The 24,418-nt window shown below is 63.0% G+C and carries 24 protein-coding genes; 11 read left to right on the forward strand and 13 right to left on the reverse strand.

What is annotated here, in order from left to right; all coding sequences use genetic code 11:
• The first annotated feature begins 13 nt into the window (after positions 1-13).
• Genes tatA through tatC form a run of 3 tightly spaced genes read left to right on the forward strand, consistent with a single transcriptional unit; the run spans position 14 to position 1,535 of the window.
• The gene (tatA, locus tag BM173_RS09660; protein WP_090480753.1) at positions 14-244 is read left to right on the forward strand and encodes a twin-arginine translocase TatA/TatE family subunit; all 231 of its coding nucleotides are present in this window, start codon (positions 14-16) and stop codon (positions 242-244) included.
• Positions 245-268: 24 nt separating this feature from the next.
• A complete protein-coding gene (gene tatB, locus BM173_RS09665; RefSeq protein WP_090480755.1) occupies positions 269-727 on the forward strand; it encodes a Sec-independent protein translocase protein TatB in 459 nt (152 codons plus the stop codon).
• A gap of 1 nt (position 728) precedes the next feature.
• Positions 729-1,535: a twin-arginine translocase subunit TatC gene (gene tatC, locus BM173_RS09670; protein WP_090480758.1), complete on the forward strand. Its 807-nt coding sequence runs from the start codon at positions 729-731 to the stop codon at positions 1,533-1,535.
• Here tatC and BM173_RS09675 read toward each other — a convergent pair.
• Positions 1,520-3,169: an amidohydrolase gene (locus tag BM173_RS09675; RefSeq protein ID WP_090480760.1), complete on the reverse strand. Its 1,650-nt coding sequence runs from the start codon at positions 3,167-3,169 to the stop codon at positions 1,520-1,522. The genes tatC and BM173_RS09675 overlap by 16 nt on opposite strands.
• Before the next feature lie 109 nt (positions 3,170-3,278).
• On the opposite strand from BM173_RS09675, the gene BM173_RS09680 reads away from it, so the two are divergent.
• From BM173_RS09680 to BM173_RS09695, 4 genes are all read left to right on the forward strand, one after another.
• Positions 3,279-4,532 carry a threonine ammonia-lyase gene (locus BM173_RS09680; protein ID WP_090480764.1) on the forward strand — a complete coding sequence of 418 codons (1,254 nt, stop codon included), beginning with the start codon at positions 3,279-3,281 and terminating at the stop codon, positions 4,530-4,532.
• Between the two features lie 149 nt (positions 4,533-4,681).
• Positions 4,682-5,524: an arginyltransferase gene (locus tag BM173_RS09685; protein WP_090480767.1), complete on the forward strand. Its 843-nt coding sequence runs from the start codon at positions 4,682-4,684 to the stop codon at positions 5,522-5,524.
• Between the two features lie 43 nt (positions 5,525-5,567).
• Positions 5,568-7,655 (forward strand): autotransporter assembly complex protein TamA, encoded by a 2,088-nt coding sequence (locus BM173_RS09690; RefSeq protein ID WP_090481555.1) that lies wholly within the window; start codon positions 5,568-5,570, stop codon positions 7,653-7,655.
• Positions 7,655-11,857, forward strand: coding sequence for a translocation/assembly module TamB domain-containing protein (locus tag BM173_RS09695; RefSeq protein ID WP_090480770.1), 4,203 nt, complete (start codon positions 7,655-7,657; stop codon positions 11,855-11,857). Before BM173_RS09690 ends, BM173_RS09695 begins: the two co-directional genes overlap by 1 nt.
• Here the strand turns inward: BM173_RS09695 and BM173_RS09700 are convergent.
• The 3 genes from BM173_RS09700 to BM173_RS09710 form a co-directional block, all read right to left on the reverse strand.
• Positions 11,854-12,414 carry a fasciclin domain-containing protein gene (locus tag BM173_RS09700; protein WP_177201867.1) on the reverse strand — a complete coding sequence of 187 codons (561 nt, stop codon included), beginning with the start codon at positions 12,412-12,414 and terminating at the stop codon, positions 11,854-11,856. The genes BM173_RS09695 and BM173_RS09700 overlap by 4 nt on opposite strands.
• Before the next feature lie 13 nt (positions 12,415-12,427).
• The gene (locus BM173_RS09705; RefSeq protein ID WP_090480775.1) at positions 12,428-13,465 is read right to left on the reverse strand and encodes a hypothetical protein; all 1,038 of its coding nucleotides are present in this window, start codon (positions 13,463-13,465) and stop codon (positions 12,428-12,430) included.
• 85 nt (positions 13,466-13,550) lie between these two features.
• Positions 13,551-13,979, reverse strand: coding sequence for a lysozyme (locus tag BM173_RS09710; protein ID WP_245755845.1), 429 nt, complete (start codon positions 13,977-13,979; stop codon positions 13,551-13,553).
• Here BM173_RS09710 and BM173_RS14795 point away from each other — a divergent pair, their 5' ends adjacent.
• On the forward strand, positions 13,980-14,312 hold the full coding sequence (locus tag BM173_RS14795; protein WP_245755846.1) for a hypothetical protein: 333 nt from the start codon (positions 13,980-13,982) through the stop codon (positions 14,310-14,312).
• 43 nt (positions 14,313-14,355) lie between these two features.
• Here the strand turns inward: BM173_RS14795 and glnA are convergent, their stop codons facing one another.
• From glnA to BM173_RS09735, 5 genes are all read right to left on the reverse strand, one after another.
• On the reverse strand, positions 14,356-15,765 hold the full coding sequence (gene glnA / locus BM173_RS09715) for a type I glutamate--ammonia ligase (protein ID WP_090480780.1): 1,410 nt from the start codon (positions 15,763-15,765) through the stop codon (positions 14,356-14,358).
• Positions 15,766-15,823: 58 nt separating this feature from the next.
• Positions 15,824-16,162, reverse strand: coding sequence for a P-II family nitrogen regulator (locus tag BM173_RS09720; RefSeq protein ID WP_090481558.1), 339 nt, complete (start codon positions 16,160-16,162; stop codon positions 15,824-15,826).
• Positions 16,163-16,363: 201 nt separating this feature from the next.
• Positions 16,364-17,299, reverse strand: coding sequence for an N-acetyl-gamma-glutamyl-phosphate reductase (argC, locus tag BM173_RS09725; RefSeq protein ID WP_090480783.1), 936 nt, complete (start codon positions 17,297-17,299; stop codon positions 16,364-16,366).
• The gene (locus tag BM173_RS09730) at positions 17,292-17,645 is read right to left on the reverse strand and encodes a hypothetical protein (RefSeq protein ID WP_090480786.1); all 354 of its coding nucleotides are present in this window, start codon (positions 17,643-17,645) and stop codon (positions 17,292-17,294) included. Before BM173_RS09730 ends, argC begins: the two co-directional genes overlap by 8 nt.
• 78 nt (positions 17,646-17,723) lie before the next feature.
• On the reverse strand, positions 17,724-19,112 hold the full coding sequence (locus BM173_RS09735) for a leucyl aminopeptidase family protein (RefSeq protein WP_090480789.1): 1,389 nt from the start codon (positions 19,110-19,112) through the stop codon (positions 17,724-17,726).
• A 44-nt stretch (positions 19,113-19,156) separates the two neighbouring features.
• On the opposite strand from BM173_RS09735, the gene BM173_RS09740 reads away from it, so the two are divergent.
• Positions 19,157-19,990 carry a DUF3298 and DUF4163 domain-containing protein gene (locus tag BM173_RS09740; protein ID WP_090480792.1) on the forward strand — a complete coding sequence of 278 codons (834 nt, stop codon included), beginning with the start codon at positions 19,157-19,159 and terminating at the stop codon, positions 19,988-19,990.
• Positions 19,991-20,032: 42 nt separating this feature from the next.
• Positions 20,033-20,863, forward strand: a complete 831-nt coding sequence (gene map / locus BM173_RS09745) for a type I methionyl aminopeptidase (protein ID WP_090480795.1) — start codon at positions 20,033-20,035, stop codon at positions 20,861-20,863.
• Between the two features lie 101 nt (positions 20,864-20,964).
• Here the strand turns inward: map and BM173_RS09750 are convergent, their stop codons facing one another.
• Both BM173_RS09750 and ccmA read right to left on the reverse strand, forming a co-directional pair.
• Positions 20,965-21,624: a heme exporter protein CcmB gene (locus BM173_RS09750; protein ID WP_090480798.1), complete on the reverse strand. Its 660-nt coding sequence runs from the start codon at positions 21,622-21,624 to the stop codon at positions 20,965-20,967.
• Entirely contained in the window at positions 21,621-22,202 is a 582-nt protein-coding gene (gene ccmA / locus BM173_RS09755) for a heme ABC exporter ATP-binding protein CcmA (RefSeq protein ID WP_090480800.1), read from the reverse strand. Before ccmA ends, BM173_RS09750 begins: the two co-directional genes overlap by 4 nt.
• Positions 22,203-22,256: 54 nt before the next feature.
• Between ccmA and BM173_RS09760 the strand changes: the two genes are divergently transcribed.
• On the forward strand, positions 22,257-22,553 hold the full coding sequence (locus tag BM173_RS09760) for a 4a-hydroxytetrahydrobiopterin dehydratase (RefSeq protein ID WP_090480803.1): 297 nt from the start codon (positions 22,257-22,259) through the stop codon (positions 22,551-22,553).
• Here BM173_RS09760 and BM173_RS09765 read toward each other — a convergent pair.
• Both BM173_RS09765 and BM173_RS09770 read right to left on the reverse strand, forming a co-directional pair.
• Positions 22,542-23,579, reverse strand: coding sequence for an alpha/beta hydrolase (locus tag BM173_RS09765; RefSeq protein WP_090480806.1), 1,038 nt, complete (start codon positions 23,577-23,579; stop codon positions 22,542-22,544). The two genes, BM173_RS09760 and BM173_RS09765, sit on opposite strands and share 12 nt — an antisense overlap.
• 12 nt (positions 23,580-23,591) lie before the next feature.
• A complete protein-coding gene (locus tag BM173_RS09770; protein ID WP_090480809.1) occupies positions 23,592-24,398 on the reverse strand; it encodes an SDR family oxidoreductase in 807 nt (268 codons plus the stop codon).
• Positions 24,399-24,418 lie beyond the last annotated feature (20 nt).

The raw sequence follows: 24,418 nt of genomic DNA on the forward strand, positions 1-24,418 counted from the left end.
AAAAGGTACTCTCATGTCGCTCGGCCCCTGGCAGCTTATCATTATCGCCATCGTCATCCTCGTCCTGTTTGGGCGCGGCCGGATTTCGGAGATGATGGGCGATTTCGGCAAAGGCATCAAAAGCTTCAAGCAGGGCATGAATGAAGAGGACGCAGCTCCTTCCAAGCGGATCGAGCACGAGGCGAAGCCTGCCGACGAAGGCCTGACCAAGGACCAGGTCGACACGCCCTCCGACACCAAGTAACTTCACGAGAAGGCGCACACGCGCATGTTCGATATCGGCGCCGCCGAACTGCTGCTGATCGTCGTGGTGGCGATCATCGTCATTGGCCCGAAGGAAATGCCGCGCGCGATGCGCACGGCGGGGCGCTGGATCGGCAAGCTGCGCCGCATGTCCGCACATTTCCGCTCCGGGATCGACGAGATGGTTCGCCAGGCCGAGATCGAGGACATGGAAAAGAAGTGGGCCGATCGTAACGCCGAAATCATGGCGAGATACCCGAACGGCTCCGAAGCGGCAGGCGGTGGTCCTGAAATCCACCCCGGCGCCGAGATGCAGCCGCTCGCCTCGGCGCAGGAAGTTCCGGACGCCGATGCCGCAGCAGAAGCCGCGATCAAGCGTGCCGCGCCGAAGAAGGCACCCGAGCACGGTGGCTCCGACGATGCCGAGCCTAGCCTTCCCCTGGGCGATCCGCCTGCGCCCCCGCCGGTAAAGGACGCCGATTGAGATGGCGTTCGAGATGAAGGATATCGACGAAAGCCAGGCTCCGCTGCTGGATCACTTGGTGGAGCTGCGCTCGCGCCTCGTAAGATGCGTCGCGGCATTGGTGGTGGCATTCGGCATTTGCCTGTTCTTTGCCGACCAGATCCTCGGCTTCCTGATCCAGCCGCTCAAATCGGCTTTTCCGGAAGGGCAGGGGCAGCTGATTTTCACCAAGCTTTACGAAGTTTTCTTCGTGGAGCTGAAGGTCGCCCTTTTCGCAGGGTTCTGCATTGCCTTTCCCTATATCGCGAACCAGTTGTGGGCCTTCGTCGCCCCCGGCCTCTATGCGCGCGAGAAGAAAGCATTCCTGCCGTTCCTGCTGGCAACCCCGTTCCTTTTCCTGAGCGGTGCGGCCCTTGCCTACTATGTCGTTATGCCGACCGCCTTCGAGTGGTTTCTCGGCTTCGAAGGGGAGGCGGGCGGGCTTGCCATCAACGCGCTGCCCGCTGCGAACGAGTATCTCGGCCTCGTCATGCAGTTCATCCTCGCCTTCGGGATGAGCTTCCTGCTGCCCGTCCTCCTGCTCCTCCTCCACCGCGCAGGGATCGTCACGCGCGAACAGCTGGTGGGCGCGCGGCGGTACGTCATCGTGCTGGTCGTGGCGCTGGCGGCGATCATCACGCCGCCGGACCCAGGGTCGCAGCTATTGCTCGCGATCCCGTTGATCCTGCTTTACGAAGGATCGCTCTTGCTCATGCGCTTGTTCGATAGCCGCGCATCCAAGGACAAGCCGGAAGAAGCCGAAGCTTCCGCCGATCAATCGGCCTCGTAGACCTTGCGGCCATTGACCCAGGTTTCGAATACCTTGGTCGCGCGGATTTCCTCAGGCGTTGCCAGCAGGGGGTCGTTATCCACCAGGATGAAGTCGGCGCGCTCGCCCGGCAAAAGGCGTCCGAACCGCCCCTCTGCAAAACCCGCATAAGCCGCTTTCGAGGTAAAGCCTGCCAGCGCCTGTTCGCGGTTCACGCGTTCGCTCGGCAGCCAGCCGCCGAAGGGCTCCCCATTCGCGTCCATGCGGGTGATGGCGACGGCATAGCCGGCAAAAGCGTCGGCAGGTTCAACCGGCGCGTCCGACCCGAAGGCGAGGGTGCCGCCCAGATCTAGGATGGTGTTCCAGGCGTAGGCGCCGTCCAGCCGGTCCATGCCGAGACGCGCTTCCGCCATCAGGCGGTCAGAAGTCTGGTGAAGCGGCTGCATCGAGGCGATGATGCCATTGTCGGCGAGCTTGGGCAGGTCTGCCGGATCGACAATCTGGGCATGCTCGACACGCCAGCGCCGGTCGCCGTCGAAGCTCTCCGCAATCTCGTCGATCGCGCTGAGGAGTTCGGCGTTAGCCGCGGTGCCGATGGCATGGACGGCGGGCTGGAACCCACCTTGCGCGGCGCGGACAAGGTTGTTGCGCAGCTGGGCAGGGGTCTGGAGCGGAAGGCCGTAATTGCCCGGATCGTCGGCATAGGGGCGCTTCAGCCACGCCCCGCGGCTACCCAAAGCGCCATCGAGATAGAGCTTCACGCCATTGAGGCGAAGCTTGTCGTCATAGAGCCACAGCGAGGGACCCGATCCGCCGATCAGCACCATCTGTTCCGGACCGAAGGCATAGGACATGATGCGCAGGTTGAGCGAACCTGCATCGCCCGCGCGGCGGAAGGATTGCCAGTCTTCGATGGTCGTTCCCATGTCGGCAACCGAAGTAATACCGTAGCGATGGAAGACCTTCTGCGCCTCTGCCAGCGCGAGATCGCGTTCCACCGCGCGCGGCGCGGGGACCGCCTTGCTCACGAGGTCCATGGCGAGATCGATGAAAACGCCCGATGGCGTCTTCTTGCCGGCGAGGAGTTCGATCTTGCCGCCACTGGGCGATTCGCTGGCGGCGGTGATGCCGGCAGCCTTCATCGCGAGCGTATTGGCCCATCCGGCATGGCCATCGACCCGTTCGAGATAAACGGGGCGATCCGCAATCGCGCTGTCGAGTTCGGCGGCGGTCGGAAAGCGGCCGAGACCCCATTTCTCCTGGTTCCAGCCGCGCCCGAGGATCCAGTGCCGCGCCTCGTTCTCGGCGGCAAAGGTGCGGATTTTTTCCAGCGCCTCGTCGAGCGAATTGGTGTCCGACAGATCCAGCGTCAGCGCACCGAAGCCGACACCCATTACGTGGGCATGCGCGTCGATCATGCCGGGCAGCATGACGCGGCCTTCTCCGTCTTCGCGATAATCCGTGCGCGGCCGGTCTTCCCCGCGTTCGATCAGCTTCGCGATGCGGCCATCGTCGTCGATCACCAGCGCCTCGAAGCGCTTCACCTTGCCTTCTTCATCCATCGTGATGCCCGAGACGTTGTCGACGAGGACGTCGGCGTGAGCGGGGACGGCAATGGTCGTAGCGAGCAAGGCGGCAAGGTACTTCGTCTTCATCAGGCAATCCCAATCCGTAAATTTCTGCCATCGTCGATAAGGCAAAGCTTGGCAGGGGCAAACCCTTTCGCCGATTGCACGCTGCCTTGGCGGCACGTAGGCCTGCCGTATGACCCAGGCAAATCCCATGCCCGCCGGAGACAAGGCCACCGATCTCCTGACACTCGACGATGTGCGCGCAGCTGCAAAGCGCATCGAAGGCGCGGTCGTACGGACCGAGCTGATGCATTCCATCACCCTGTCGGAGATTACCGGCGCGGATATCTGGCTCAAGTTCGAAAACCACCAGTTCACCGCCGCCTACAAGGAACGCGGTGCGTTGAACGCCCTTTTGCACCTTACCGAAGAGCAGCGCAGCCGCGGGGTCATCGCGGCGTCGGCGGGCAATCATTCGCAAGGGCTTTCCTACCATGGCAGGCGCCTTGGCGTGCCGGTGACGATCGTCATGCCGTCGACCACTCCTAGCGTGAAGGTCATGCAGACCGAAAGCGTTGGCGGAAATGTCGTTCTGTTCGGCGAGACTTTCGACGAGGCCTATGGCCATGCGCTTGAGCTGGAGAAAGAGCGCGGCCTCACCTTCGTCCATCCTTTCGATGATCCCAAGGTGGCGGCCGGGCAGGGCACTGTCGCGCTGGAAATGCTGGCCGCGAAAGACGATTTCGATTGCCTCGTCGTGCCGATCGGTGGCGGCGGCCTGATGAGTGGCATGGCAACCGTTGCAAAGGCGCTGCGCCCCGAAATCGAGATGATCGGCGTGCAGGCCCAACTTTATCCGTCGATGTATTCCGCGGTGACCGGAGACGAGCTACCCTGCGGGGGCGATACGCTGGCCGAAGGCATCGCCGTGAAGAAGCCCGGCGACTTCACCCGCCAGATCATTGCCGAACTGGTGGACGAGGTCTTGCTGGTCGGTGAGCCCAAGCTGGAGCAGTCCGTCTCCCTCCTCCTCCAGATCGAAAAAACGGTCGTGGAAGGGGCAGGCGCAGCAGGCCTGGCAGCGGTCCTTTCGAACCCGGAGAAATTCGCCGACAAGAAAGTCGGCCTGGTCCTGTGCGGCGGGAACATCGACACCCGCCTGCTCGCCAACGTTCTGATCCGCGACCTTGCGCGAAGCGGCCGCCTGGCGCGCCTCCGTGTGACACTGCAGGATAGGCCGGGCGCGCTCTACAAGGTGATGCGCGAGTTCAACGACCACAACGTCAACATCATCGAGATCTACCACCAGCGGATTTTCACGACCCTGCCGGCCAAGGGACTCGTGACCGAAATCGAGTGCGAAGCGCGCGATCAGAGCCAGATCGACGGCCTGATCAAGACGCTGGAGGCCAAGGGCTATTCGGTCGAAATGGCCGAGCTGGAATAGAATCGGCTCGCAAGCGGCGGAATCCCAAGGCTTTTCCGCCGGCGGATCCTTTTTCATGGTTAAGAGACTTTTAACCGGGCCTTCGATCCTGCATAAAGAATGCGTTAAACATAAATAATCGCACGCAATTCGAAGGATGCCTTGCACTCGTGACGGCCCCGATCCGCTTCCCCCGCTTTTTCGTGACGAGCCCTGCGCCGTGCCCCTATTTGCCGGGCAAGAGCGAACGCAAGGTCTTTACCGAATTGCGCGGCGAAAGCGCTGACGAGCTGAACGAAGCGCTCGGGCGCATCGGATTCCGGCGGAGCCAGACTGTTGCCTATCGGCCTTCGTGCCTCGATTGCCAGGCTTGCGTGTCCGTCCGTGTGGTAGCCGACGAATTCAAGCCTTCGTCCAGCCAGAAACGCACCATGAAGGCGAACGACGATCTCGTGGTCAGCGAATGCCGTCCGTGGGCGACCGACGAACAGTACGAATTGCTGCGCAAATATCTCGCCCATCGCCACCCGGGAGGGGGCATGGCCGAGATGGACGAATCCGACTTTGCAGATATGGTGGAACATACGCCCGTATCCAGCTATGTGGTTGAATATAGGGAGCCGGGAGTTGGATCGGAGCCAGGTCGTCTGGTCGGTGCCTGCCTCACGGACATTCAGGGTGACGGGCTGTCGATGATCTACAGCTTCTACGACCCTGAAATCGAGGATCGCGCGGGACTTGGGAACTTCATCATCCTGGATCATATCCGCCGTGCGGGCGCGCATGGCCTCCCCTATGTCTACCTCGGATATTGGGTCGAAGGCTCTGACCGGATGCAATACAAGGTTCGCTACCGCCCGCTCGAACGGCTTACCCGTGGCGGATGGGAGCGCATGCCCGAATTCGAACAGAAGCGCCTCATCGCCGCAGCAACCAGGCCGCGCGAGCAGCGCGATTCGGAACCGCTTCCAGCAAAGGATGGAAGCCAGCGCGAATACAAGCTCGCAGACTAAGGGCCCAAGCCTGATCCTCAGAACCTGCACCGCTGCGCTGGCCTTGATCAGCTATCCCGTGCTCGCGCAGGATCCGCAGGCGCCCGAGCGTCTCGAAGACCTAATTCCCGACAGCGCGCTGGAGGATCCGGAAGCCTGGGCGCAGCAAGGCGTAGATGCACCCGCCGAGGATACATCCGAGGACATTCCAGACCCGAGCACCCCGATCGCGGATCCCATCGGGATCGAGATCGCATGGCCGGACGAGCTGGAAATCGACGGGTTCGAAGCCCTCGAGCCCGAAGAAGAGATAGAGTTTGCCGATCTCGACACCGGCGCGCCCGTCATCGCCTTCGAAGATGCAGAAGTCGAAAAGCTCGCCGACAATCTGGTCCTCGGCTTTCCTCAGGCCGAACCACCGTTCTCCGAACGCGGAGATTTCGTCGCGCGGTACGAGGCGCTCTCCACGATCGAGGAACTGGACGATTCCGATGCCAACGTCGCGCAGCTCGCAGCGCGCGCGCGTGAAGACGAGGAACTGCTCGGCAATCTCCTGCGCGTCTATGGCTATTACGATGGCGAGATCATCCGATCGATCGGGACTGTTGCCCCGGGTGACGAAGTAGCTCTCGAGCGCCCGTCAGTCCGTTTCGACATCATTCCCGGTGCGCGCTTCCGTTACGGCACGATCAATCTAGGCAATCTCGATGCAGCGCCAGATTACGCCTTGCTGCGTGACACTTTCGATATCCAGCCCGGCGACTTCCTTCAGAGCGACAAGATACTGCAAGAGCAGTTCAACCTCGATCGCGCGCTGGGCGAGAACGGATACGCTTTTGCCGAAATCGACGAGCCCGAACTGCTGATCGATCACGATCGGAATGAAGGCGACCTTACCCTCGCGGTCGAGCCGGGCGGAAAATACGTGTTCGGTGAGGTGGTCAGCAGCGATCCCGACTTCCTTTCGGGGCGGCACATCGCCTCGATCGCGCGCTTCGAGCCGGGCGAAACCTACCAGCGCAGCCTGTCTCTCGACCTGCGGCGCGCAGTGACCGCTACCGGCCTCGTATCGGCAGTCTCGGTCACGCCGCGCGAAGTCCAGGCGCCCGTAGGCGACGAGCCCGGCGTTGTGGCGATGGACGTCGAGATGACCCGCGCCAAGCTGCGGACCATCGCCGGGGCAATCGGCTACGGCTCCGAAGAAGGCTTCCGCGTCCAGGCGAGCTGGGAGCACCGGAACATCTTCCCTCCGGAAGGTTCTCTGAGGGTTCGAGGTATCGCGGGCACGCAGGAGCAGCTGGCAGGGATCACCTTCCGCAAGAACAATTTCGGCGGCAGGGACAAGGTCCTTACGCTGGACGCCTACGCGTCGAACGTCGACAATGTCGCCTACGAGGCTCGTACGGTTGCCATAACGGGGACCTACGAGCGTTCATCGACGCTGCTGTTCCAGAAACCGCTGGCGTGGGCGCTCGGCGCGGAAATCCTTGCCACGGATGAGCGCAACCGTGTCATCTCGGGTATTCCCCGCCCCAGGCAGACCTATCTCATCGCGGCAGTCTTCGGGCGCGCCACGATCGATACAACGGATTCCCTCCTCAATCCGACCGAAGGTTTCCGCCTGACCGGATATCTGGCACCCGAAACTTCCCGCACTGCGGGACAGCAGTATTACTACCTGCGCAACCAGGCAGACGCGTCCTATTACCAGTCGGTAGGTAGCGATACCGTCCTCGCCGGACGGGTGCGCTTCGCCAGCATTCCCGGGGCTCCGCTGTTCGCCATCGCGCCCTCACGCCGGCTCTACGCCGGTGGTGGCGCATCGGTACGAGGTTATGGCTATCAAGCCGTCGGTCCGCGCAACGATCTGGGCGAACCGGTCGGCGGTCGCAGTCTCGTGGAGGCTTCCGTCGAAGCCCGGGTCGGGACCGGCTTTTTCGATGGAGCGCTGTCCGTGGTTCCCTTCTTCGATGTCGGGTCGGTATCCATCGAATCCACTCCCAATTTCAGGTACATCAAATACGGCGCGGGTGTCGGCGTCCGCTATGAATCCGGTTTCGGGCCTCTGCGCCTCGATGTCGGCGTACCTCTCAATCCCGAACCCGACGACGCGCCTGTCGCGGTGTATGTTTCCTTGGGCCAGGCATTCTGATGTCGGACGTTGAAACCCAGGCCGAGGCCAGGCCGCAGAAGCGCCGCTCGCGCGTTGGGCGCGCGGGTAAGTGGTTGTTCGGCCTTCTTGGCGCAGCCCTGCTCCTGATCGCCGGGGCCCTGGTCATCCTGAACACCCCCATCGGCGAGCGTTTCCTCGCGGACCGGATTGCGCGGCAGACCTTCCCTAACGGGCTCAATATTTCCATCGGCCGGATTGACGGGAATATCTACGGTGAAGCGGTGCTCCACGATGTGCGACTGTCCGATCCGCAAGGCGTATTCCTGACGATCCCGCGTGCCGAGATCGACTGGAACCCTCGAGGCTGGCTCAACAACCGGCTCGACATCGACAGCTTCGTGGCGCGGCGTGCGACCCTGGCGCGCTTGCCGGAATTCCTCCCGAGCGAAGAGGAAGGCCCGATCCTGCCGGGTTTCGACATTGCCGTCGACGAGCTCGAGATCGACAATCTCATGCTAGCGCCCGGCATCGCCGGTAACGAGGCGCAGCGCGTCGACCTCACGGCACAAGTCCAGGTTGAGGACCGTCGCCTCTTCGTGGACGGAGATGCCCGCCTGGGACAGTCGGACAGGCTCGCAGTCCTGATCGACGCGGAACCTGACGGGGACAATTTCGATATAGAGGCCGATGTCTCCGCATCCGCAGAAGGCGCCATCGCCTCCCTGCTTGGCCTTTCGGCTCCTTACGAGGCGAGGATCAGCGGAGATGGCACCTGGTCTGCATGGAACGGGTATCTCTACGCTGAAAGCGAAGGCGAACGCGTGGCTGCTCTCAAGCTGTCGAACCGCGAAGGCACCTTCGGCCTGCTGGGCAAGATCGACCCATCGGATTTTCTCGAGGGTATCCCTGCCGATGCACTTGGCAACGATGTTGCGCTGAGTTCCCGAGTGACAATCGATAATCGGGCGTTCGACGGGCGCACTATCGTGTCGGGGCGGGGAATCTACCTCGATGGCGAAGGCCTCATCGACCTCGCCGAGAACAGGCTGGGCGACTACGATGTTTCCGCTCGATTGCGTGACCCAGCCCTATTCGGTGAGAGCCTGAGGCTTGAGAATACGACGGCCACTGCAACATTGAACGGTGCATTCAGCGACCTGGACATAGCCCATGACTTGCGTGTGGGGGCGCTCGTATCAGGTGAGACGCGACTGACCGGGCTCGCGCAGCAAGGCACGGCCCGCTTCGACGGCAGCACCTGGACGTTACCATTGTCGGTGAGCGTCGAACGCGTTTCGACCGGAAATGCGCTCGTCGATCCGCGCTTGGTCAACGGCGATCTCAGGGGCCGGCTGCAACTGGCAGGTGACCGTTTGACCGGGGACGACTTGCGGGTCGCATTCCAGGGTCTTGCCGCCAACCTCGCTTTAAGAGGCGATCTTGCCGCCGGGCGATACCAGATACGCGGCCCTGTGCGGGCCGACGGCCTCCCGCTCGAAAATGTCGGAAGGGCGGGCGGAACTGCCATGATCGATTTCGATCTCCTGCCTTCGGGATGGCGACTTGGCGCGGAACTGGATGCGCGGGTAGCGCCGGTGACCAACGACACCCTCGCCAATCTCGCCGGCAGCACCATCCGTGTGCGCGGCGGTATCGCGACGGGCAGCAGGTCCGCGCTCGATTTCCGGACCATGCGGGTCAACGCCGAGAAGCTGCGCATGCAGCTTGACGGTTCCATTGCCGGGGGGACCACGCAGCTGGCGGGGACAGGCACGCATACCGAATATGGCGACTTCACAGTCGAGGCGAGCATCGCCGATGACGGACCGACTGCCGAGCTCGTGTTCGCGCGCCCGCTCACGGGGCTGGAGGATGTTCGTGTCGCGATCGCGCCCACCGATGAAGGTTTCGCTATCGACACGCGGGGCGGTTCGGTCCTCGGCCCGTTCGACGGGACGCTCGCGCTCTTCGCTCCCGCCGACGGTCCTACCCGCATCGACGTCGAGCGGCTGACACTGTCCGACACTTCGGTCGAGGGCAGCCTCACCCTGGCCGAAGGCGGTGCGGACGGCGTCCTGAACCTTTCCGGTGGCGGGCTGTCCGGCACGATCGCTCTCGCGCCGCGCGGCGACCAGCAATTCGTCGATCTCGATGTAACAGCCCGCAACGCCAGTTTCGGTGGAGACACGCCGATCACGGTTGCACGCGCGGAAGTCGACGCCGAAGGATTGATTGGCGGCGGAACCACTAATTTCAGCGGATCGGCAAATGCGCAGGGCCTGCAATACGGAAACATTTTCATCGCGAGGCTGGCGGCCCAAAGCGAAGTGGAGAACGGGGTCGGCAGCGTCGATGCACGCATCACCGGGCAGCGAGGGGTGCGCTTCGCATTCGATCTCAACGCGCGTTTCCAGCCCGAACGGATTGCGGTGGCGGCACAGGGCGAATTCGCCGGTCGCTCGATCGAAATGCCGCGTCGCGCCGTTCTGACGGCACAGGAAGGGGGCGGCTGGATCCTCGCGCCGACGCAGATTTCCTACGGCGATGGTGGTGCGATCGCGTCGGGCCGATTTGGCGGAGGCGACCTGGCGGTCGACCTCAAACTGGCGCGGATGCCGCTCTCGCTTGCCGATGTCGCTCTTTCCGATCTCGGGCTTGGCGGCACTATTTCCGGGACTGTCGAATACAGGAGCCCGAAGGGCGCCCTGCCGACCGGACTGGCACGAGTGAAGGTCGACAATCTGACACGCTCGGGGCTCGTGCTTTCGTCAAAGCCGATGGACATGGCACTCGTCGCGCGGCTCGATACCGACCGCTTCCAGGCGAGGGCGACCCTGGACAACGAGGACATTCAGCGCGGCCGGATCCAGGCACTGATCACGAACCTCCCCGCGCAGGGCGACATTACTCAGCGGCTGCGAGCGGGGCGGCTCGATGGTCAGATGCGTTTCCAGGGCGCTGCCGAAAGCCTGTGGAGGCTGGCAGCTATCGACGCGTTCGATCTTACCGGGCCGGTGTCGATCGCGGCGAATGCGACGGGCTCGCTCGCGGAGCCTCGTGTCAGGGGAACCGTAAACAGCGACAGCCTGCGCGTGCGCAGCTCGCTTTCGGGGACGGACATCCGCGAGGTGGAGCTGCGCGGGACCTTCGCCGGGTCGCTATTGCGGTTGCGTAGTTTCGCGGGGACGACGGCCAATGGCGGCCGCGTTTCCGGAAGTGGCACGGTGGATCTCGAAGGCTTGGGAGAACGTGTCGAGGGCAGGTTCGTCGAGATCCGGGGTCCCTCGCTCGATTTGCGGGCGGCTGCCGACAATGCCCAATTGCTCGACGCGAACGGACTGTCGGCAACGATTACCGGTCCTCTTCGCATCGTGTCCAATGGCCTTGGGGGGATTATTGCGGGGCGGGTTCGCGTGAACCGGGCGAGCTGGAAGCTGGGCACTGCAAGCGACGATCTGCGCCTGCCGCGCATCAGCACCCGCGAAGTGAACCTGCCTGCGGACCGGAGACGCCGCGTGGCAGCATCGAGGCCATGGCGGTACCTGATCGATGCCAGGGCGGACAGCAGGATCGACGTCGACGGGATGGGCCTCGATAGCGAATGGGGCGCGGACATCATCCTGCGCGGCACCACCGACGATCCACGGATCGGCGGAACGGCAGAGGTGGTGCGCGGGGATTATACCTTTGCCGGGACGCGGTTCGAGCTCACCCGCGGCGAAATCGACTTCGATGAAAACGTGCCGGTCGATCCGCGCCTCGACATACGCGCCGAGACGGAAGCGAACGGCGTCAACGTCATTGTCACGATCACGGGCAGCGCGACACAGCCGGAAGTAGCTTTCAATTCCGATCCGGCACTTCCGGAGGAGGAAATTCTCGCACGCCTGCTGTTCGGCGGCTCGATCACGTCCCTTTCCGCCACCGACGCACTGCAACTGGGCGCGGCTGTCGCAAGCTTGCGCGGAGGCGGCGGGATGGACCCGATCAACCAGCTGCGCTCGGCAATCGGCCTCGACCGGTTGCGCATCGTGGGCGCAGATGCCGCGCTGGGCCGGGGAACCGGTGTCGCACTAGGCAAGAACATCGGACGACGTTTCTACGTCGAGATCATCACCGACGGACGCGGCTATAGCGCGACACAGCTGGAATTCCGCGTCACCAGCTGGCTTTCTCTCTTGGCCAGCGTCTCGACCATCGGGCGCGACAGCGTGGTCGCCGAGGTAAGCCGCGACTACTAAGGGGCGAGGACGCCGTCGATCGGGATAATCACCCCGTTGGTGGCTGCTTCCGCATTGCCGACAAAGGTGGCGCTTGTCCCATCATCTCGCGTCACGGTGAGAGTATCACCTTCGCTGCTGAAAACGACATCACCGCCGCCCATCGTGGTAACCGTCACTTCGCCTCCCTGACTCTCGATCGCAGAGAGAATATCCTCCGGACGCAGGTACCCAGGCAGCATGTGGTCGCGCAGCAGGCCGACGAGCAACGGACGCTGCTCTTCAGTCATCAACTGTTCCCCTGCTTCGCCCAAGGCCTCAAAGGCCTCGTCTCGGGGAGCAAGCAATGTGTAGCTGCCGACCCCGTCGAAAACGCCCATGAGGTCGGAGTTCACAAAGGCTTTGTTGATCGTCGAGAGATCGGAGGCCGCACCGAGGGTTGCAGCCATGGTCTGGCTACCATTCGAGTGTGTGGCGCCATCAGTTTCGACATCGCTGCCGGTGTCACCGCAGGCCGGCAAAAGGACCAGTCCACTGAGGGCGAGCGATAGGGCGAAGCGGTTTCGTATCTTCGTCATTGGTTGAGATCCCTCAGGTGAGCAAATCGATGGCGGCCGCGACAAGCCGGGTTTCGGGATCGACCCGATACACATAGCCATCGGAATAGCGGTACATCGCGTCCGGCGTGTCGTAATAGCGATCGCGATAGGGCGCGGGCACGTTGTAGACGTCGTAACCCCTTGGCATGGGCTGACCCACACTGAATTCGTCGCCGGTGATCAGAGCGGCAACCGACATGATCGCTGCATCTTCCGGATCGACGCGGTAGATCACATTGTCGGCATAGCGATAGCGATCGCGACTGCCGAGGCCGTAATAGTCGACGTAATAGTCGGGCACATCGTAGCTGGCGTAACCGCTAGGCCAGACATTCCCGATGCCCAGCGCACCGCCAAGCAGCGGCAGCCAGCCGGAAATGCCGCTGTCGCCGTAACGCACGAGATAACCGTCACGGTAATAATAGTCGCCGCGACCGTAATTGCTCAGGCCGAACAGGCTCGGGCGATATTCGTTGCCGAAGAGGCTGCGGCGGTAGTCGTCCTTGACCTGTCCCGGCGGGTTGCAGCCGTTACGCTTTTTCGCAAGGCCAGGGGGGCACCCGTCTACCAGGCCGCGGTCGCGCTGCTCGCGCTCGAGCCAGAAACCGCGCCCGTCGTATGAGACACGGACGTCGCGATAGTCGTTGCCGCGATCATTATAGCGGACGCCATTGCTGTTGCCGTTATTACCGTTTCCCTGACCATTGCCGCGGTCATAGCTGAGCACGGCATTACGGTTCGCGTTGCCGTTTCCATTTCCGTTGCCGCGGTTGGAATTTGCGGACTGTACCAGACGGCGATCGGGGCCACGGTCGGCCTTCGCGTTTCCGTTTCCATTCCCACGGGCCTGTTGCTGCTGCGGGCCGCGATTAGCCTTTGCATTGCCGCCGCCCTTGTTCTGGGCAGCCGCGGGCGGACCGCCCCCGCGATCGTTTCCATTGCCCTTGCCGTTACCGTTGCCGTTTCCTTGGGCGTAAGCTCCGCTTGCGGCGAGCGCGAAAGCAGCTGCTCCTGCCAGCAAAATACGCATTTGTTAGTCTCCTTTGCGAGCTTCAACGGAGGGTCGGCCCATCCGGTTCCGGTTCATTTTTCGGCAAGGTTTTCAACCGCGAAGCCTAAGACCGATAAATCCGTGCTTCTGCTGCGCGTCTTCTGACCAGACCCTTCAGCACCTTGCCCCCCGCATGCTTCCAGCGCGCGAACTCCTGCGCCGCCTCGTCGAAGCGACCGGCGCGATGCAGGCGGGTGAGGGTGGCGCGGCGGATAGCTCCGGTGTTGTAATGGAAGCTGACAAGCGCATCGAACTGGCCTTGCGTGGTCGATGCGTCGCCGATGGCGGCCGAGACTTCTACCGCATAGCGTTCCAAGTCGGCTTCGAGCCGAGCGTCGCACTCCTCCTTTGTCCAGACGGTGTCGGGGCCTATCCCGGGGCCTGTCGCCCCCCAGCCTATGGTCCAGGGGGCTCCGCCGGTTCCGGGATCTGGATAGGCTTCGATCATGCCGTCGCGGCGCAAGCGCGCGCAGCCTTCGAAACTCTTGATCAATTGGATTCCCGCTTCGCCGATCCGACAGATTGGAACGGGTGGAACACGGTCCTGGGACAAAACTTCCGAGGACCGGTCGATCGCCTGGTCCAGAGCCTCGACTTCGGATTGCCGAAAGCTCCGGCCGAGCAGGCGGCGGACAAGATCGAATATCGGTTTGCGGTTCATTTTTCTCGTACCTCGCAGATTGGTGAGGCCGAGGGATTAGGCAGATTCCAGCCGAGTAGGAAAATAGCGAGCGAAGCGCTGTCGCAGTGCCGGACGAATACTGCGGCCAAAATAAAGGGCGCCCGGATTTCTCCGGACGCCCACTCGGTGATCACTGCGCTATAATGCTGAAAGATTAAGCGCTTATGTATCGTTTTGCCGGCGCAGATCAGGCGCTGTAATACATGTCGAACTCGGCCGGGCACGGCGTGGTTTCGACACGCAGCACTTCTTCCCACTTGAGCTCGCAGTAAGCCTCGATCTGGTCCTTGGTGAACACTTCGCCCTTGAGCAGGAAGTCGTGGTCGGCTTCCAGCGCTTCGAGAGCTTCGCGCAAGCTGCCGCAGACGGTCGGCACTTCTGCCAGTTCTGCCGGCGGCAGGTCGTAGAGGTTCTTGTCCATCGCTTCGCCCGGGTGGATCTTGTTGGTGATCCCGTCGAGACCGGCCATGAGCAGGGCCGCATAGGCAAGGTAGGGGTTTGCCATCGCGTCGGGGAAGCGGAATTCCACGCGCTTCGCCTTGTCGCCCGTGCCGTAGGGAATACGGCAGGATGCCGAACGGTTGCGTGCCGAATAGGCCAGCAGGACCGGCGCTTCGAAGCCCGGGACCAAGCGCTTATAGCTGTTGGTCGTCGGGTTGGTGAAGGCGTTCAGCGCCTTGGCATGCTTGATGACGCCTCCGATGTAATAGAGGCAGTTTTCCGACAGACCGCCGTACTGGTTGCCCGCGAAGGTCGGCTTGCCACCGTCCCAGATCGACATGTGGGTGTGCATGCCGCTGCCGTTATCGTCCTTGATGGGCTTGGGCATGAAGGTCGCGGTCTTGCCGTAAATATGCGCGACCTGGTGCACGACGTACTTGTAAATCTGCATCTGGTCGGCGGTTTCAACGAGCGTGCCGAAGGTGAGGCCCAGCTCGTGCTGCGCTGCGGCCACTTCGTGGTGGTGCTTGTCGCAGTTGAGGCCCATTTCGATCATGGTCGAAACCATCTCGCCGCGGATGTCGACGGCGCTGTCGACCGGAGCGACGGGGAAGTAGCCGCCCTTGGCACGCGGACGGTGTGCGAGGTTGCCGCTCTCGTATTCCTTGCCGCTGTTGGTCGGCAATTCGATGTCGTCGATCGCGTAGCCCGAACCGGCATAGCCATCTTCGAAACGCACATCGTCGAACATGAAGAATTCGGCTTCGGGGCCGACGTAGATGGTGTCACCGATGCCGGTCGACTTGAGATAGTTCTCGGCGCGCTTGGCGGTGGTGCGCGGGTCGCGCGAATACCAGTCGCCGGTCGACGGTTCGACGATGTCGCAGAACATGATGAGCATCGGTTCGGCGCTGAAGGGGTCGACATAGACGCGTTCCAGATCGGGCTTCAGGATCATGTCGCTTTCGTTGATGACCTTCCAGCCGGCGATCGAGGAACCGTCGAACATGAGGCCGTCTTCAAGCTGGTCTTCGTCGAGCGTTTTGGCGACCATGGTGAGGTGCTGCCACTTGCCCTTCGGGTCCGTGAAGCGCAGGTCGACCCATTCGATTTCCTCGTCCTTGATACGCTTCAGGACGTCCTTCGCATTTGCCATTAGATTGCCTCCTGTAGGGGTAGTTCGTGTTGGTCCCGGCTTTGGGCCGGTTTGAAATTCAGATTGCGTCTTCGTCTTTTTCGCCGGTGCGGATGCGCAGCGCGCTCTCGATGGCGGAAACGAAGATCTTGCCGTCGCCGATGCGTCCGGTCTGGGCGGCTGCGGCGATGGCTTCGACGGTGCGTTCGGCGATATCGCTGGAAACGATCACCTCGAGTTTCACCTTCGGCAGGAAGTCGACGACGTATTCGGCGCCGCGATAGAGTTCGGTATGGCCTTTCTGGCGGCCGAAACCCTTGGCCTCGGTCACGGTGATGCCGGACACGCCGATTTCGTGCAGCGCCTCCTTCACCTCGTCGAGCTTGAAGGGTTTGATGATCGCTTCGATCTTTTTCACGTCTATCCGATTCCCGCCTGCTTGTGTGAGTGCGCCCTCGATAAACGAATGCGCCTCTGCGCGCGGTGTTCCAAGAATCGTGCCAAGCTGGAGAGGCAAGGTCTCGGCAGGCGGAATCGCGTAATTGCGTGGTCCCGCGAGAGATGGCCTCTTCCTAGCCGGAAGCGACTGCCCAATGCGCAGTCTGGCGCTGCCTAATTTTTAGGCATCTGGAAGAGCCAAGCCCGCCGTTTCAGGAAGACCGCACAGCAGGTTCAGGTTCTGCACGGCGGCCCCGCTGGCACCCTTACCGAGGTTGTCCAGCCGTGCCACGAGACGTGCGTGCCAGCCGCCTTCATTGCCGAATACGAACAGCTCCATCGCATCCGTTGGCTCTGCATTTTTCTCCAGGACGAGCTTGTCGACACCGGCGCTCTCGCGCACCGAGACGACCGCGCTGTCGGCATAGAATTCGCGCAGTGCCTCGCGCAGCGCGTCGGCTGTGGGATCGCCTTCCATTGCGCCGAGGTGCAGGGGCACTTCCACGATCATGCCGCGATAGGCGGGGACGACGGACGGCGCGAAGATCACCCCGTGAGTGAGCCCTGCATGGGCTTTCATTTCGGGGCGATGCTTGTGCGCCATGGAATAGCCATAGCTCTGCAAGGCAGGCGCGCCATCCTGCTCGAATTGCGCGATCATGGCCTTGCCGCCACCGGAATATCCGCTCGTCGCGTTGATCGTGTACGGCCAGTCGGCAGGTAGCAGGCTCTGCTTCACGAGCGGGGCGACGAGCGCGAGGAAGCCGGTCGGATAGCAACCGGGATTGCTCACCCGCCGCGCATCGGCAACGCGTTCGCGGCCGACAAGCTCGGGGAAACCGTAACACCAGCCCTCGGCGGTGCGATGGGCGCTGGAGGCGTCGATGACGCGGGTGCCGCCAACCGGATCGATCAGCTCGACAGCCTCGCGTGCGGCATCGTCAGGCAGACACAGGATGGCGACGTCCGCCTCGTTCAACGCCTCGCGTCGTGCACCTGTGTCCTTGCGCCTCTCGTCGTCGAGAGTGATGAGTTCGAATTCGCGGCGACCTTCGAGACGCGCGGCGATCTCCAGGCCGGTGGTCCCGGCAGCGCCGTCGATGAAGACCTTATGCACCGGTGTCGGGCGCGAGGGCGTTCATGCGGACATAGCCGCTCGGCCCTTCCGGTCCCTTGGTAATCCAGGCCCAGTCGCCGGCCACGTCGAGCAATTCGACATCGCTGTTTGCCGCGAGAGTGGAGCCATCGTCCGCATCGTCGCGCATGGCCAGTTTCAGCACGGCGTCACTGGCACCGATCGCACGTTTCACGGGAACGACATAATGCGCTGCCAGATAGCGACCGGCCAGCGCGATATGCGCCAGGTCGCCTCTGAGCGGCAGGGTGCCGGGCGCAGGCCGATCCACCGGACCTTTCAGTCCGACAATACCGTCCGGCAGGGAATACTGTGCGTCTTCGCTCACGAAACCTGTCTGGCTTGATATTTGTTACAAGCTCGGGCGCTTAGCCGCGCGCGCCCGTTCTCGCAAGACATGCGCCGGTCATGTCCCCGTATAGCGCGCTTTGAGCATGTGCCACGCAGCGCGCAGGCCATAGGCATCGCCGCCCTTGGGGCGTCCGGGCTTGGCAGCGGGTCGCCACGCGAAGGTATCGAAATGGGCCCAATCCAGTCCCTCGCCCACGAACTTGTCGAGGAAGAGACCGGCAACGCTGGCACCTGCAAAGGAATTGCCATGCGCATTGTTCGTATCGGCAATGTCGGATGCCAGCCATTCCTTGTAGGCGTCGGGAAGCGGCAGCCTCCACGGCTCGTCGTCGACACCCCGTCCGGCTTCGATCAGCGCGTCTGCCGTTTCGTCGCGGCGGGTCATGAGGGCCGGGTAATCGGGACCGAGTGCCACGCGGGCCGCGCCTGTCAGCGTCGCGAAATCGAGGATCAGGTCGGGGTTCTCCTCGCTCGCCCGCGTCAGGGCATCGCCCAGGATCAGGCGGCCTTCCGCATCGGTATTGCCGATTTCCACCGTCAGTCCCTTGCGGGACGACAGCACGTCGCCGGGACGGAAGGCATTGCCTGCAATGGCATTTTCGACCGCGGGCACCAGCAGGTGCAGGCGGACGGGCAGCTTGCCGCCCATGATCAGCCCGCCGAGAGCCAGCGCGTGGGCGGCGCCGCCCATGTCCTTTTTCATCAGCTTCATTCCGGCTGCGCTCTTCACGTCGAGCCCGCCACTATCGAAGCAGACCCCCTTGCCGACGACGGCCAGCACCGGATCGCTTTCCTTGCCCCAGGTGAGGTGGATGAGACGCGGTGCGTGCTTGCGTTCGGCAGCGCGGCCGACTGCGTGGACCAAGGGATAGTCCTGCTCCAGCGCATCGCCGCGGACGACCTTGAGATCTGCGCCATGGGCCTTGGCGAGCTTTTCCGCCTGCGCTTCGAGCGAGGCTGGTCCCATGTCTTCGGCAGGCGTGTTGACCAGATCGCGCACGAGGCACACGGCTTTCGCTTCCGCGATCGCGCCTTCGATACGTCCGGCCTGTTTGGTCAGGAGGATGCGCGGCCCGGTCGGGTTTTCCGGCTTCTTGTAGCGTTCGAACGTATATTGCGCCGTCTGCCAGCCATGCATGGCAGGTCCGGGCTCTCCCTCGGCGCGGCGATAGGTGCCTTCCGGCAGGACCTCGGCCAGCTTGGCCATGCACCAGCTTGAAAGCTCGTCCGGGTTCGCTACACCGCCGACAGCAAACCATCCGTCACCATCGGGCACGATCGCGGTCTGGTAGCCGCCACCATCGAATTTCTGCGCCTTCAGGGCCTCGCGTTGGCCTGCGGACAGTTTTTTCGCCCAATTTTCGAACCCGTCCTTGTTAACAAGGTGGATAAGCGTTGCGTCCTGGCCCTGGTCGGGCTGGATGAGAGCTGCGGTTTCGGCCATTGGTATTCACCCCGTACTAATTTGATCTCGGGCATGGAAATGAGATGCGGCACCGCCTGTTCCTGATTTCACTCGCCCTGTCGAGTGCTGCTTGTACGCAATCGCCCGCCTTTACCGAGGTCCAGGACGATGCGCCTGCGGCTACGGCAAAAGCCAGCGCCGATGCCGCGCCGGCCAGTGACGCCGCGCCTGCCGCGGTGATCTTCGAGGACGATGCGCGCAACGGGGATGCGGCTCGCGAATTCGCTTACAGCTGGCCCGCGGAAGTGTCCGCTATTCCTGCGCTGGAAAAAATCCTGCGCAGCGAGCGGGACCAAGCGCTGGCCGAGCAAAAGGCAGAGTGGAAGCGCTCGCTGGCCGAGTTCGCCGGCGAGGATTGCGTGAGCTGCGTGGGCCGGGGCTATGAAGTCACGTGGAAGGTCGCTGCCGACATTCCCGGCTGGCTCAGCCTGACCCGCGATATGTATCTCTATACCGGCGGCGCGCACGGAATGTCCGGCCGCACCTCGCTGGTCTGGGACCGTGCTAATGGAGTCGGGATAAAAGGAGTGGAGCTTTTCGAATCCGCAGTGGCCCTTGAGAACGCGCTCGGCGCGAAGCTTTGCGCGACCCTCAACAAGGAACGCGAAGAGCGGCGCGGCAGCCCGGTCGATCCGCAAAGCGATGCGATATTCGAGGATTGCCCCAGTCTCGATGAAGCCAGCATCTTCATCGGCTCGTCCGACGGGAAGCATTTCGACCGCATCGGTATCTATTTCGGTCCCTATGTCGCGGGTCCATACGCCGAAGGCAGCTACGAGCTGGATTTTCCCGTCACCGCATCGGTGCTCGACGCAGTGAAGCCCGCCTATGCCGCAGCGTTTCGCGTCCGCAACTGACGGACCTCGCAATTTGCGCGCATCATCGCTACATGGGCGCGCATGACCGAATATCAGGTAATCGAGAGCGACCAGACCGTCTATCGTGACGGCACGATCAAGCTGCACGGAGCGGAAGGCTTCGAGGGCATGCGCAAGGCTGGACGGCTGGCTGCGGAAATCCTCGACGAATTGACCGGTTTCGTGAAGCCCGGCGTCACCACCGGCGAGATCGACGACCTCGTGCGCACCATGACGCTCGATGGCGGCGCGGTTCCTGCGACCATGGGCTATCGCGGTTATGCGCATAGCTGCTGCACCTCGATCAACCACGTGATCTGCCATGGCATCCCGAGTGAAAAGGCGCTCAAGGATGGCGACATCGTCAATGTCGACGTGACCCCGCTGCTCGACGGCTGGCACGGCGATACCAGCCGGATGTTCTTCGTCGGCGACGTGCCGCTCAAGGCGCGCAAGCTGGTCGACGTGACTTACGAATGCCTCATGCTCGGCATCGAGGCCGCCTCGAAGCCCGGCGCGCGGCTGGGCGATATCGGTGCGGTCATCGAATCGCATGCGCGCCAGCACCGCTATGGCGTGGTGCAGGAATTTTGCGGGCACGGTCTCGGCCGCCTGTTCCACGATGCGCCCGAGGTGATCCACACCGGCCGCATGGGCACGGGTCCGGAACTCAAGCCCGGCATGTTCTTCACCATCGAACCGATGATCAATCTCGGCCGCCCGCACGCGAAGCTGCTGCGTGACGGCTGGACCGCGGTAACGCGCGACAAGTCGCTTTCGGCCCAGTTCGAACACTCGATCGGGATTACCGAAAACGGGGTGGAGATCTTTACCGAAAGCCCCAAGGGCCTCCACAAGCCGCCTTATTCGTAAGCGCCCTCAGTCGCCGGGCGCAGTGCGTCCGCACTGCTTGGCTACCTCGCAATGGCTCGGGCGGGCGGTCGCCCTTGCGACACTGCGTGTCGTAGGTCCCGTCAGCTTTCGCGCGCTGCCTTGATCGCGGCACCTGCTGCCAACGGGGCGAGTGCACATAGCCCAAGACTGATTGCTGCCGTCAGCAACAGGCCGCTCGGGTCCGGGCGGGCCAGCGTGCCCGCGCCGAAAATCAGGATCGGCACTGCCAGCGGGATAACCATCAGACCGGCCAGCGCAGCGCCACCCCTGAGGCTGGCAGTCAGGGCTGCGACCGCAAGGCCCACTGCAGCAAGGCCGGGCGTCCCGGCCAGCAGGCCCAGCAGCACGGTGCGGGTGGTCTCTCCCGAAAGGCCGAGCAACGCCGCTGCGGGCAGCGTTGCGACCAGCAGCAGCGGCGCAAAGGCCAGCCAGTGCGCGAAAAGGCGCGACAGCATGGCCCATTCCTCGGCAACGCCGCGCAGGGCGAGCTGGTCGAAGACACCGGCTTCCAGATCGCCCGACACAAGCTTCTCCAGCGGCAGGATCGCAGCCAGCAGGGCAGCCACCCAGATGACGCCGCCACCGGTACGGGCCAGCAATTGCGCATCGGGGCCGACAGCGAATGGGTAAAGCATGGCGACGGCGAGGAAGAAAAGGAGCGGAAGGACACCCGCTCCGCCGCGACCACCGGGCAGCAGCAGGCCGAGATCGCGGCGAAGGAGAGTGGCGAGAGCGCTCATGCCGCGTACTCGGCGAGGTCGATGGTCCTTACGTCAGGCAGGGCCATCGCCTGGTGCGATGCCACCACTGCAATACCTCCGGTATCGCAGTGCTGCGCCACCAGCGTTTCCACGCTCGCGACGGCCTGCGCGTCCAGGCCGTTCAACGGCTCGTCTAGCAGCCAGATCGGACAATTGCCATTGAGCAGGCGGGCAAGGGCCGCACGCTTTTTCTGACCGGTCGAAAGGTAACGAACGGGCACATCCATGAGGGGGCCCAGCTGCAACAGGTCGAACGCGCGTCCCGGATCGCGGCACCCGTCGAGTTTCTCGTAAAAAGCGAGCGCCTTGCCCAGCGACAGGTTCTGGTCGAGCGCCAATCGCTCGTCGACCAGGCCCATTGCGCCATCGCTTTCCACGGTTCCGGCGAAGGGGCGCAGCAGGCCGGCGAGGATGCGGATCAGGCTCGACTTGCCGATCCCGTTTGCGCCCGCGATGTGGATGGCGCTGCCGGAGATGGCCTCGAACGACAGCGCGCGGAACAGCAGCCGCTCGCCGCGGCGGCAGGCGAGGTCGGATGCTGCTAGGCGCGCTTGCATGGGCGGGAGCGATAGGCAAAAGCGCTGCCAGCGACAAGCAGGAGAGATTCGCAAATGGGTTCCGTCGAACAGCTCACCCAGGAAGAACGCGACAGCTGGCTGCGGGCATTGCCTGACTGGTCGCTGGCGCGCGACGGCGACGCGATCGAGCGCAAGTTCGAATTCGACGACTTTTCCAAGGCCTTCGCATTCATGACCCGTGTCGCGATGATCGCCGAGACGCGCGACCACCATCCCGAATGGTTCAACGTCTACAACCGCGTGGAGATCACGCTGACCACGCATGACGCAGGCGGATTGAGCCTGCGCGACGTGAAAATGGCCCGCAAGATCGACGCGCTACTCGCCTAGATTGCCTTCGCGCGGCGTCGGGCCGAGCTCCAGCAACAAGCAGCGGTAATAGATCGCCTCGCGGGCCCGCTCCGCCGTGCCTGGCGTCATCGCGATGCTGTTTTCGCGCGTGCATTCCTGTTCGAGAAGCGCATTTTCCTCGGCACTGCGCTCCCTGATTTCCGGGCCGCCGATGAGCGGATAGCTGCGATATTCGCGGCTGGGCGTGCCGTAGAGGGCGCGGAAAGCGTCGAGGGCCATCGGGTGATAGAGCGTTCCGTGGGTCTCGCTTTCGCCGGCATCGATGAAGGTCCATGTCAGGTTTTCGGGAGCATGCAGCCGTAGTGCGGCGATCAGGTGCTCGGTCCCCTCGCGGTGCCAGTCGCCTTCGTTGGCGGTCGAAAGATACAGCCGTTTTGCACCGGAGCCCATGGTCTCAAGGTAGCCACCGGCTTCGCGGCCATACTTCATCTTTTCCCACCACATGCTTGGCGAAATGGCGATGTAATCGTCGAACAGCGCCGGCTCTTCGAGCAGCGTTTCCACCACGAACAGCGCGGCGAGAGATTCTCCCATGATTGCATCGCGTCCATCGGTGCGGAACTGCGCTTCGACCATCGGCTTGAGTTCTTCCTTCAGGAAGCGCCGGTAGTCCGCCGAACCACCGGGGGTGGCCCTCAAGGCCTCTTCATATGGCGCGGGATCGGCAGCGGGAGGCGAAAGTTCGTGCCTGCGGTTCACGCTCTGGATGCCAACCAGGATGAAAGGCTCGAACGAATAATTCATCTCGCGGCTCTGCGCGATGCCGGCGATGTGAGCGAAGTCCTGCTCCGGTCCGCCATCGAGGAGGTACACGACGGGAAAAGCGCGCTCCGGCTCGACATCGTACTCGGCCGGCAAACGCACAGTTATCTTGCGCGTGCCTTCTTTCAGTATCGCGCTTTCGAGCGTGTAGGTCTGGCCGAGGACATAGGGCTCGGCCTCGGTGAGCTGGGCGCTAACGGGCGTGGCAAGCAGCAGCGCTGCCAGCGACAGGATAACTCGCATGATTGTGGGTCCTTACTGGCCGAGGGGGCGGGCCGACTGGCGTGTCTGCTTGCGCACGCGGCCGGGCATCCAGCGCGATCCGAAAGCGATACGCTTTGCCGTCTTGCCGACGGTCGTGTGAAGTTTGTCGCCGTGCACCGCATCCCACGCTGCCTGCGCAACCTCGACCACCGGAGTGATCTCGAGCCCTGCGTCCTTCACGCGCTGGCGAATGCCCTCGTTGCTCTGTGCATTGGGTGTGTGATCGAGCAGCGGCGTGTCGATAAAGCTCGGCATGATCGAGCGGACGTTGATACCGTCTTCCGCCCATTCGCCATCGAGGCTTTCGGTAATCGCCCGCACGCCGAACTTGGTCGCGGAATAGACGCTTGCGCCGGGCGTGCCGTAGATCCCGGCAGCGCTCGCGGTGTTGAGCAGGCATGATCCCGGAGCGGTCTTCTTGAGATGCGGATAGGCTGCCTGCGCGCCGAAAAGGACGCCCTTCAGGTTGATGTCGAGGCATCTCTCGATCTCGGCTGTCGAGTTTTCCATCAGCGATCCGCCGAGCGGAATGCCCGCGTTGTTGGCCAAAACGTCGATCCGGCCACCGCTCGCGGTGGCAAAGCCGTCGAGTGCGTGGTCCCATGCCTCGCGATCACGCACGTCGAACTTGTGGGCGAAGGTGAACCCGTTCTCGATCAGGGATAGCGTCTCGTCCATGCCTGCCTGGTCGATATCGCCAAGGCCCACGAACCAGCCTTCATCCGCGAATTTCAGCGCGATCGCGCGGCCGATGCCAGATCCGCCACCCGTGATGAAAATCGCTTTGCGTTCGCTCATGTCTCTCTCCCTCCCGCGCC

It is taken from the genome of Qipengyuania nanhaisediminis, assembly GCF_900115585.1.
Classification (GTDB): Bacteria; Pseudomonadota; Alphaproteobacteria; order Sphingomonadales; family Sphingomonadaceae; genus Qipengyuania; species Qipengyuania nanhaisediminis.

Bases quoted from the DNA above. Each gene is read 5' to 3' on its own strand.
- tatA (WP_090480753.1), top strand. From the start codon at position 14: ATGTCGCTCGGCCCCTGGCAGCTTATCATTATCGCCATCGTCATCCTC.
- tatB (WP_090480755.1), top strand. From the start codon at position 269: ATGTTCGATATCGGCGCCGCCGAACTGCTGCTGATCGTCGTGGTGGCG.
- tatC (WP_090480758.1), top strand. From the start codon at position 729: ATGGCGTTCGAGATGAAGGATATCGACGAAAGCCAGGCTCCGCTGCTG.
- BM173_RS09675 (WP_090480760.1), bottom strand. From the start codon at position 3,169: ATGAAGACGAAGTACCTTGCCGCCTTGCTCGCTACGACCATTGCCGTC.
- BM173_RS09680 (WP_090480764.1), top strand. From the start codon at position 3,279: ATGACCCAGGCAAATCCCATGCCCGCCGGAGACAAGGCCACCGATCTC.
- BM173_RS09695 (WP_090480770.1), top strand. From the start codon at position 7,655: ATGTCGGACGTTGAAACCCAGGCCGAGGCCAGGCCGCAGAAGCGCCGC.
- BM173_RS09700 (WP_177201867.1), bottom strand. From the start codon at position 12,414: ATGACGAAGATACGAAACCGCTTCGCCCTATCGCTCGCCCTCAGTGGA.
- BM173_RS09705 (WP_090480775.1), bottom strand. From the start codon at position 13,465: ATGCGTATTTTGCTGGCAGGAGCAGCTGCTTTCGCGCTCGCCGCAAGC.
- glnA (WP_090480780.1), bottom strand. From the start codon at position 15,765: ATGGCAAATGCGAAGGACGTCCTGAAGCGTATCAAGGACGAGGAAATC.
- BM173_RS09735 (WP_090480789.1), bottom strand. From the start codon at position 19,112: ATGGCCGAAACCGCAGCTCTCATCCAGCCCGACCAGGGCCAGGACGCA.
- BM173_RS09740 (WP_090480792.1), top strand. From the start codon at position 19,157: ATGCGGCACCGCCTGTTCCTGATTTCACTCGCCCTGTCGAGTGCTGCT.
- map (WP_090480795.1), top strand. From the start codon at position 20,033: ATGACCGAATATCAGGTAATCGAGAGCGACCAGACCGTCTATCGTGAC.
- BM173_RS09750 (WP_090480798.1), bottom strand. From the start codon at position 21,624: ATGAGCGCTCTCGCCACTCTCCTTCGCCGCGATCTCGGCCTGCTGCTG.
- ccmA (WP_090480800.1), bottom strand. From the start codon at position 22,202: ATGCAAGCGCGCCTAGCAGCATCCGACCTCGCCTGCCGCCGCGGCGAG.
- BM173_RS09760 (WP_090480803.1), top strand. From the start codon at position 22,257: ATGGGTTCCGTCGAACAGCTCACCCAGGAAGAACGCGACAGCTGGCTG.
- BM173_RS09765 (WP_090480806.1), bottom strand. From the start codon at position 23,579: ATGCGAGTTATCCTGTCGCTGGCAGCGCTGCTGCTTGCCACGCCCGTT.
- BM173_RS09770 (WP_090480809.1), bottom strand. From the start codon at position 24,398: ATGAGCGAACGCAAAGCGATTTTCATCACGGGTGGCGGATCTGGCATC.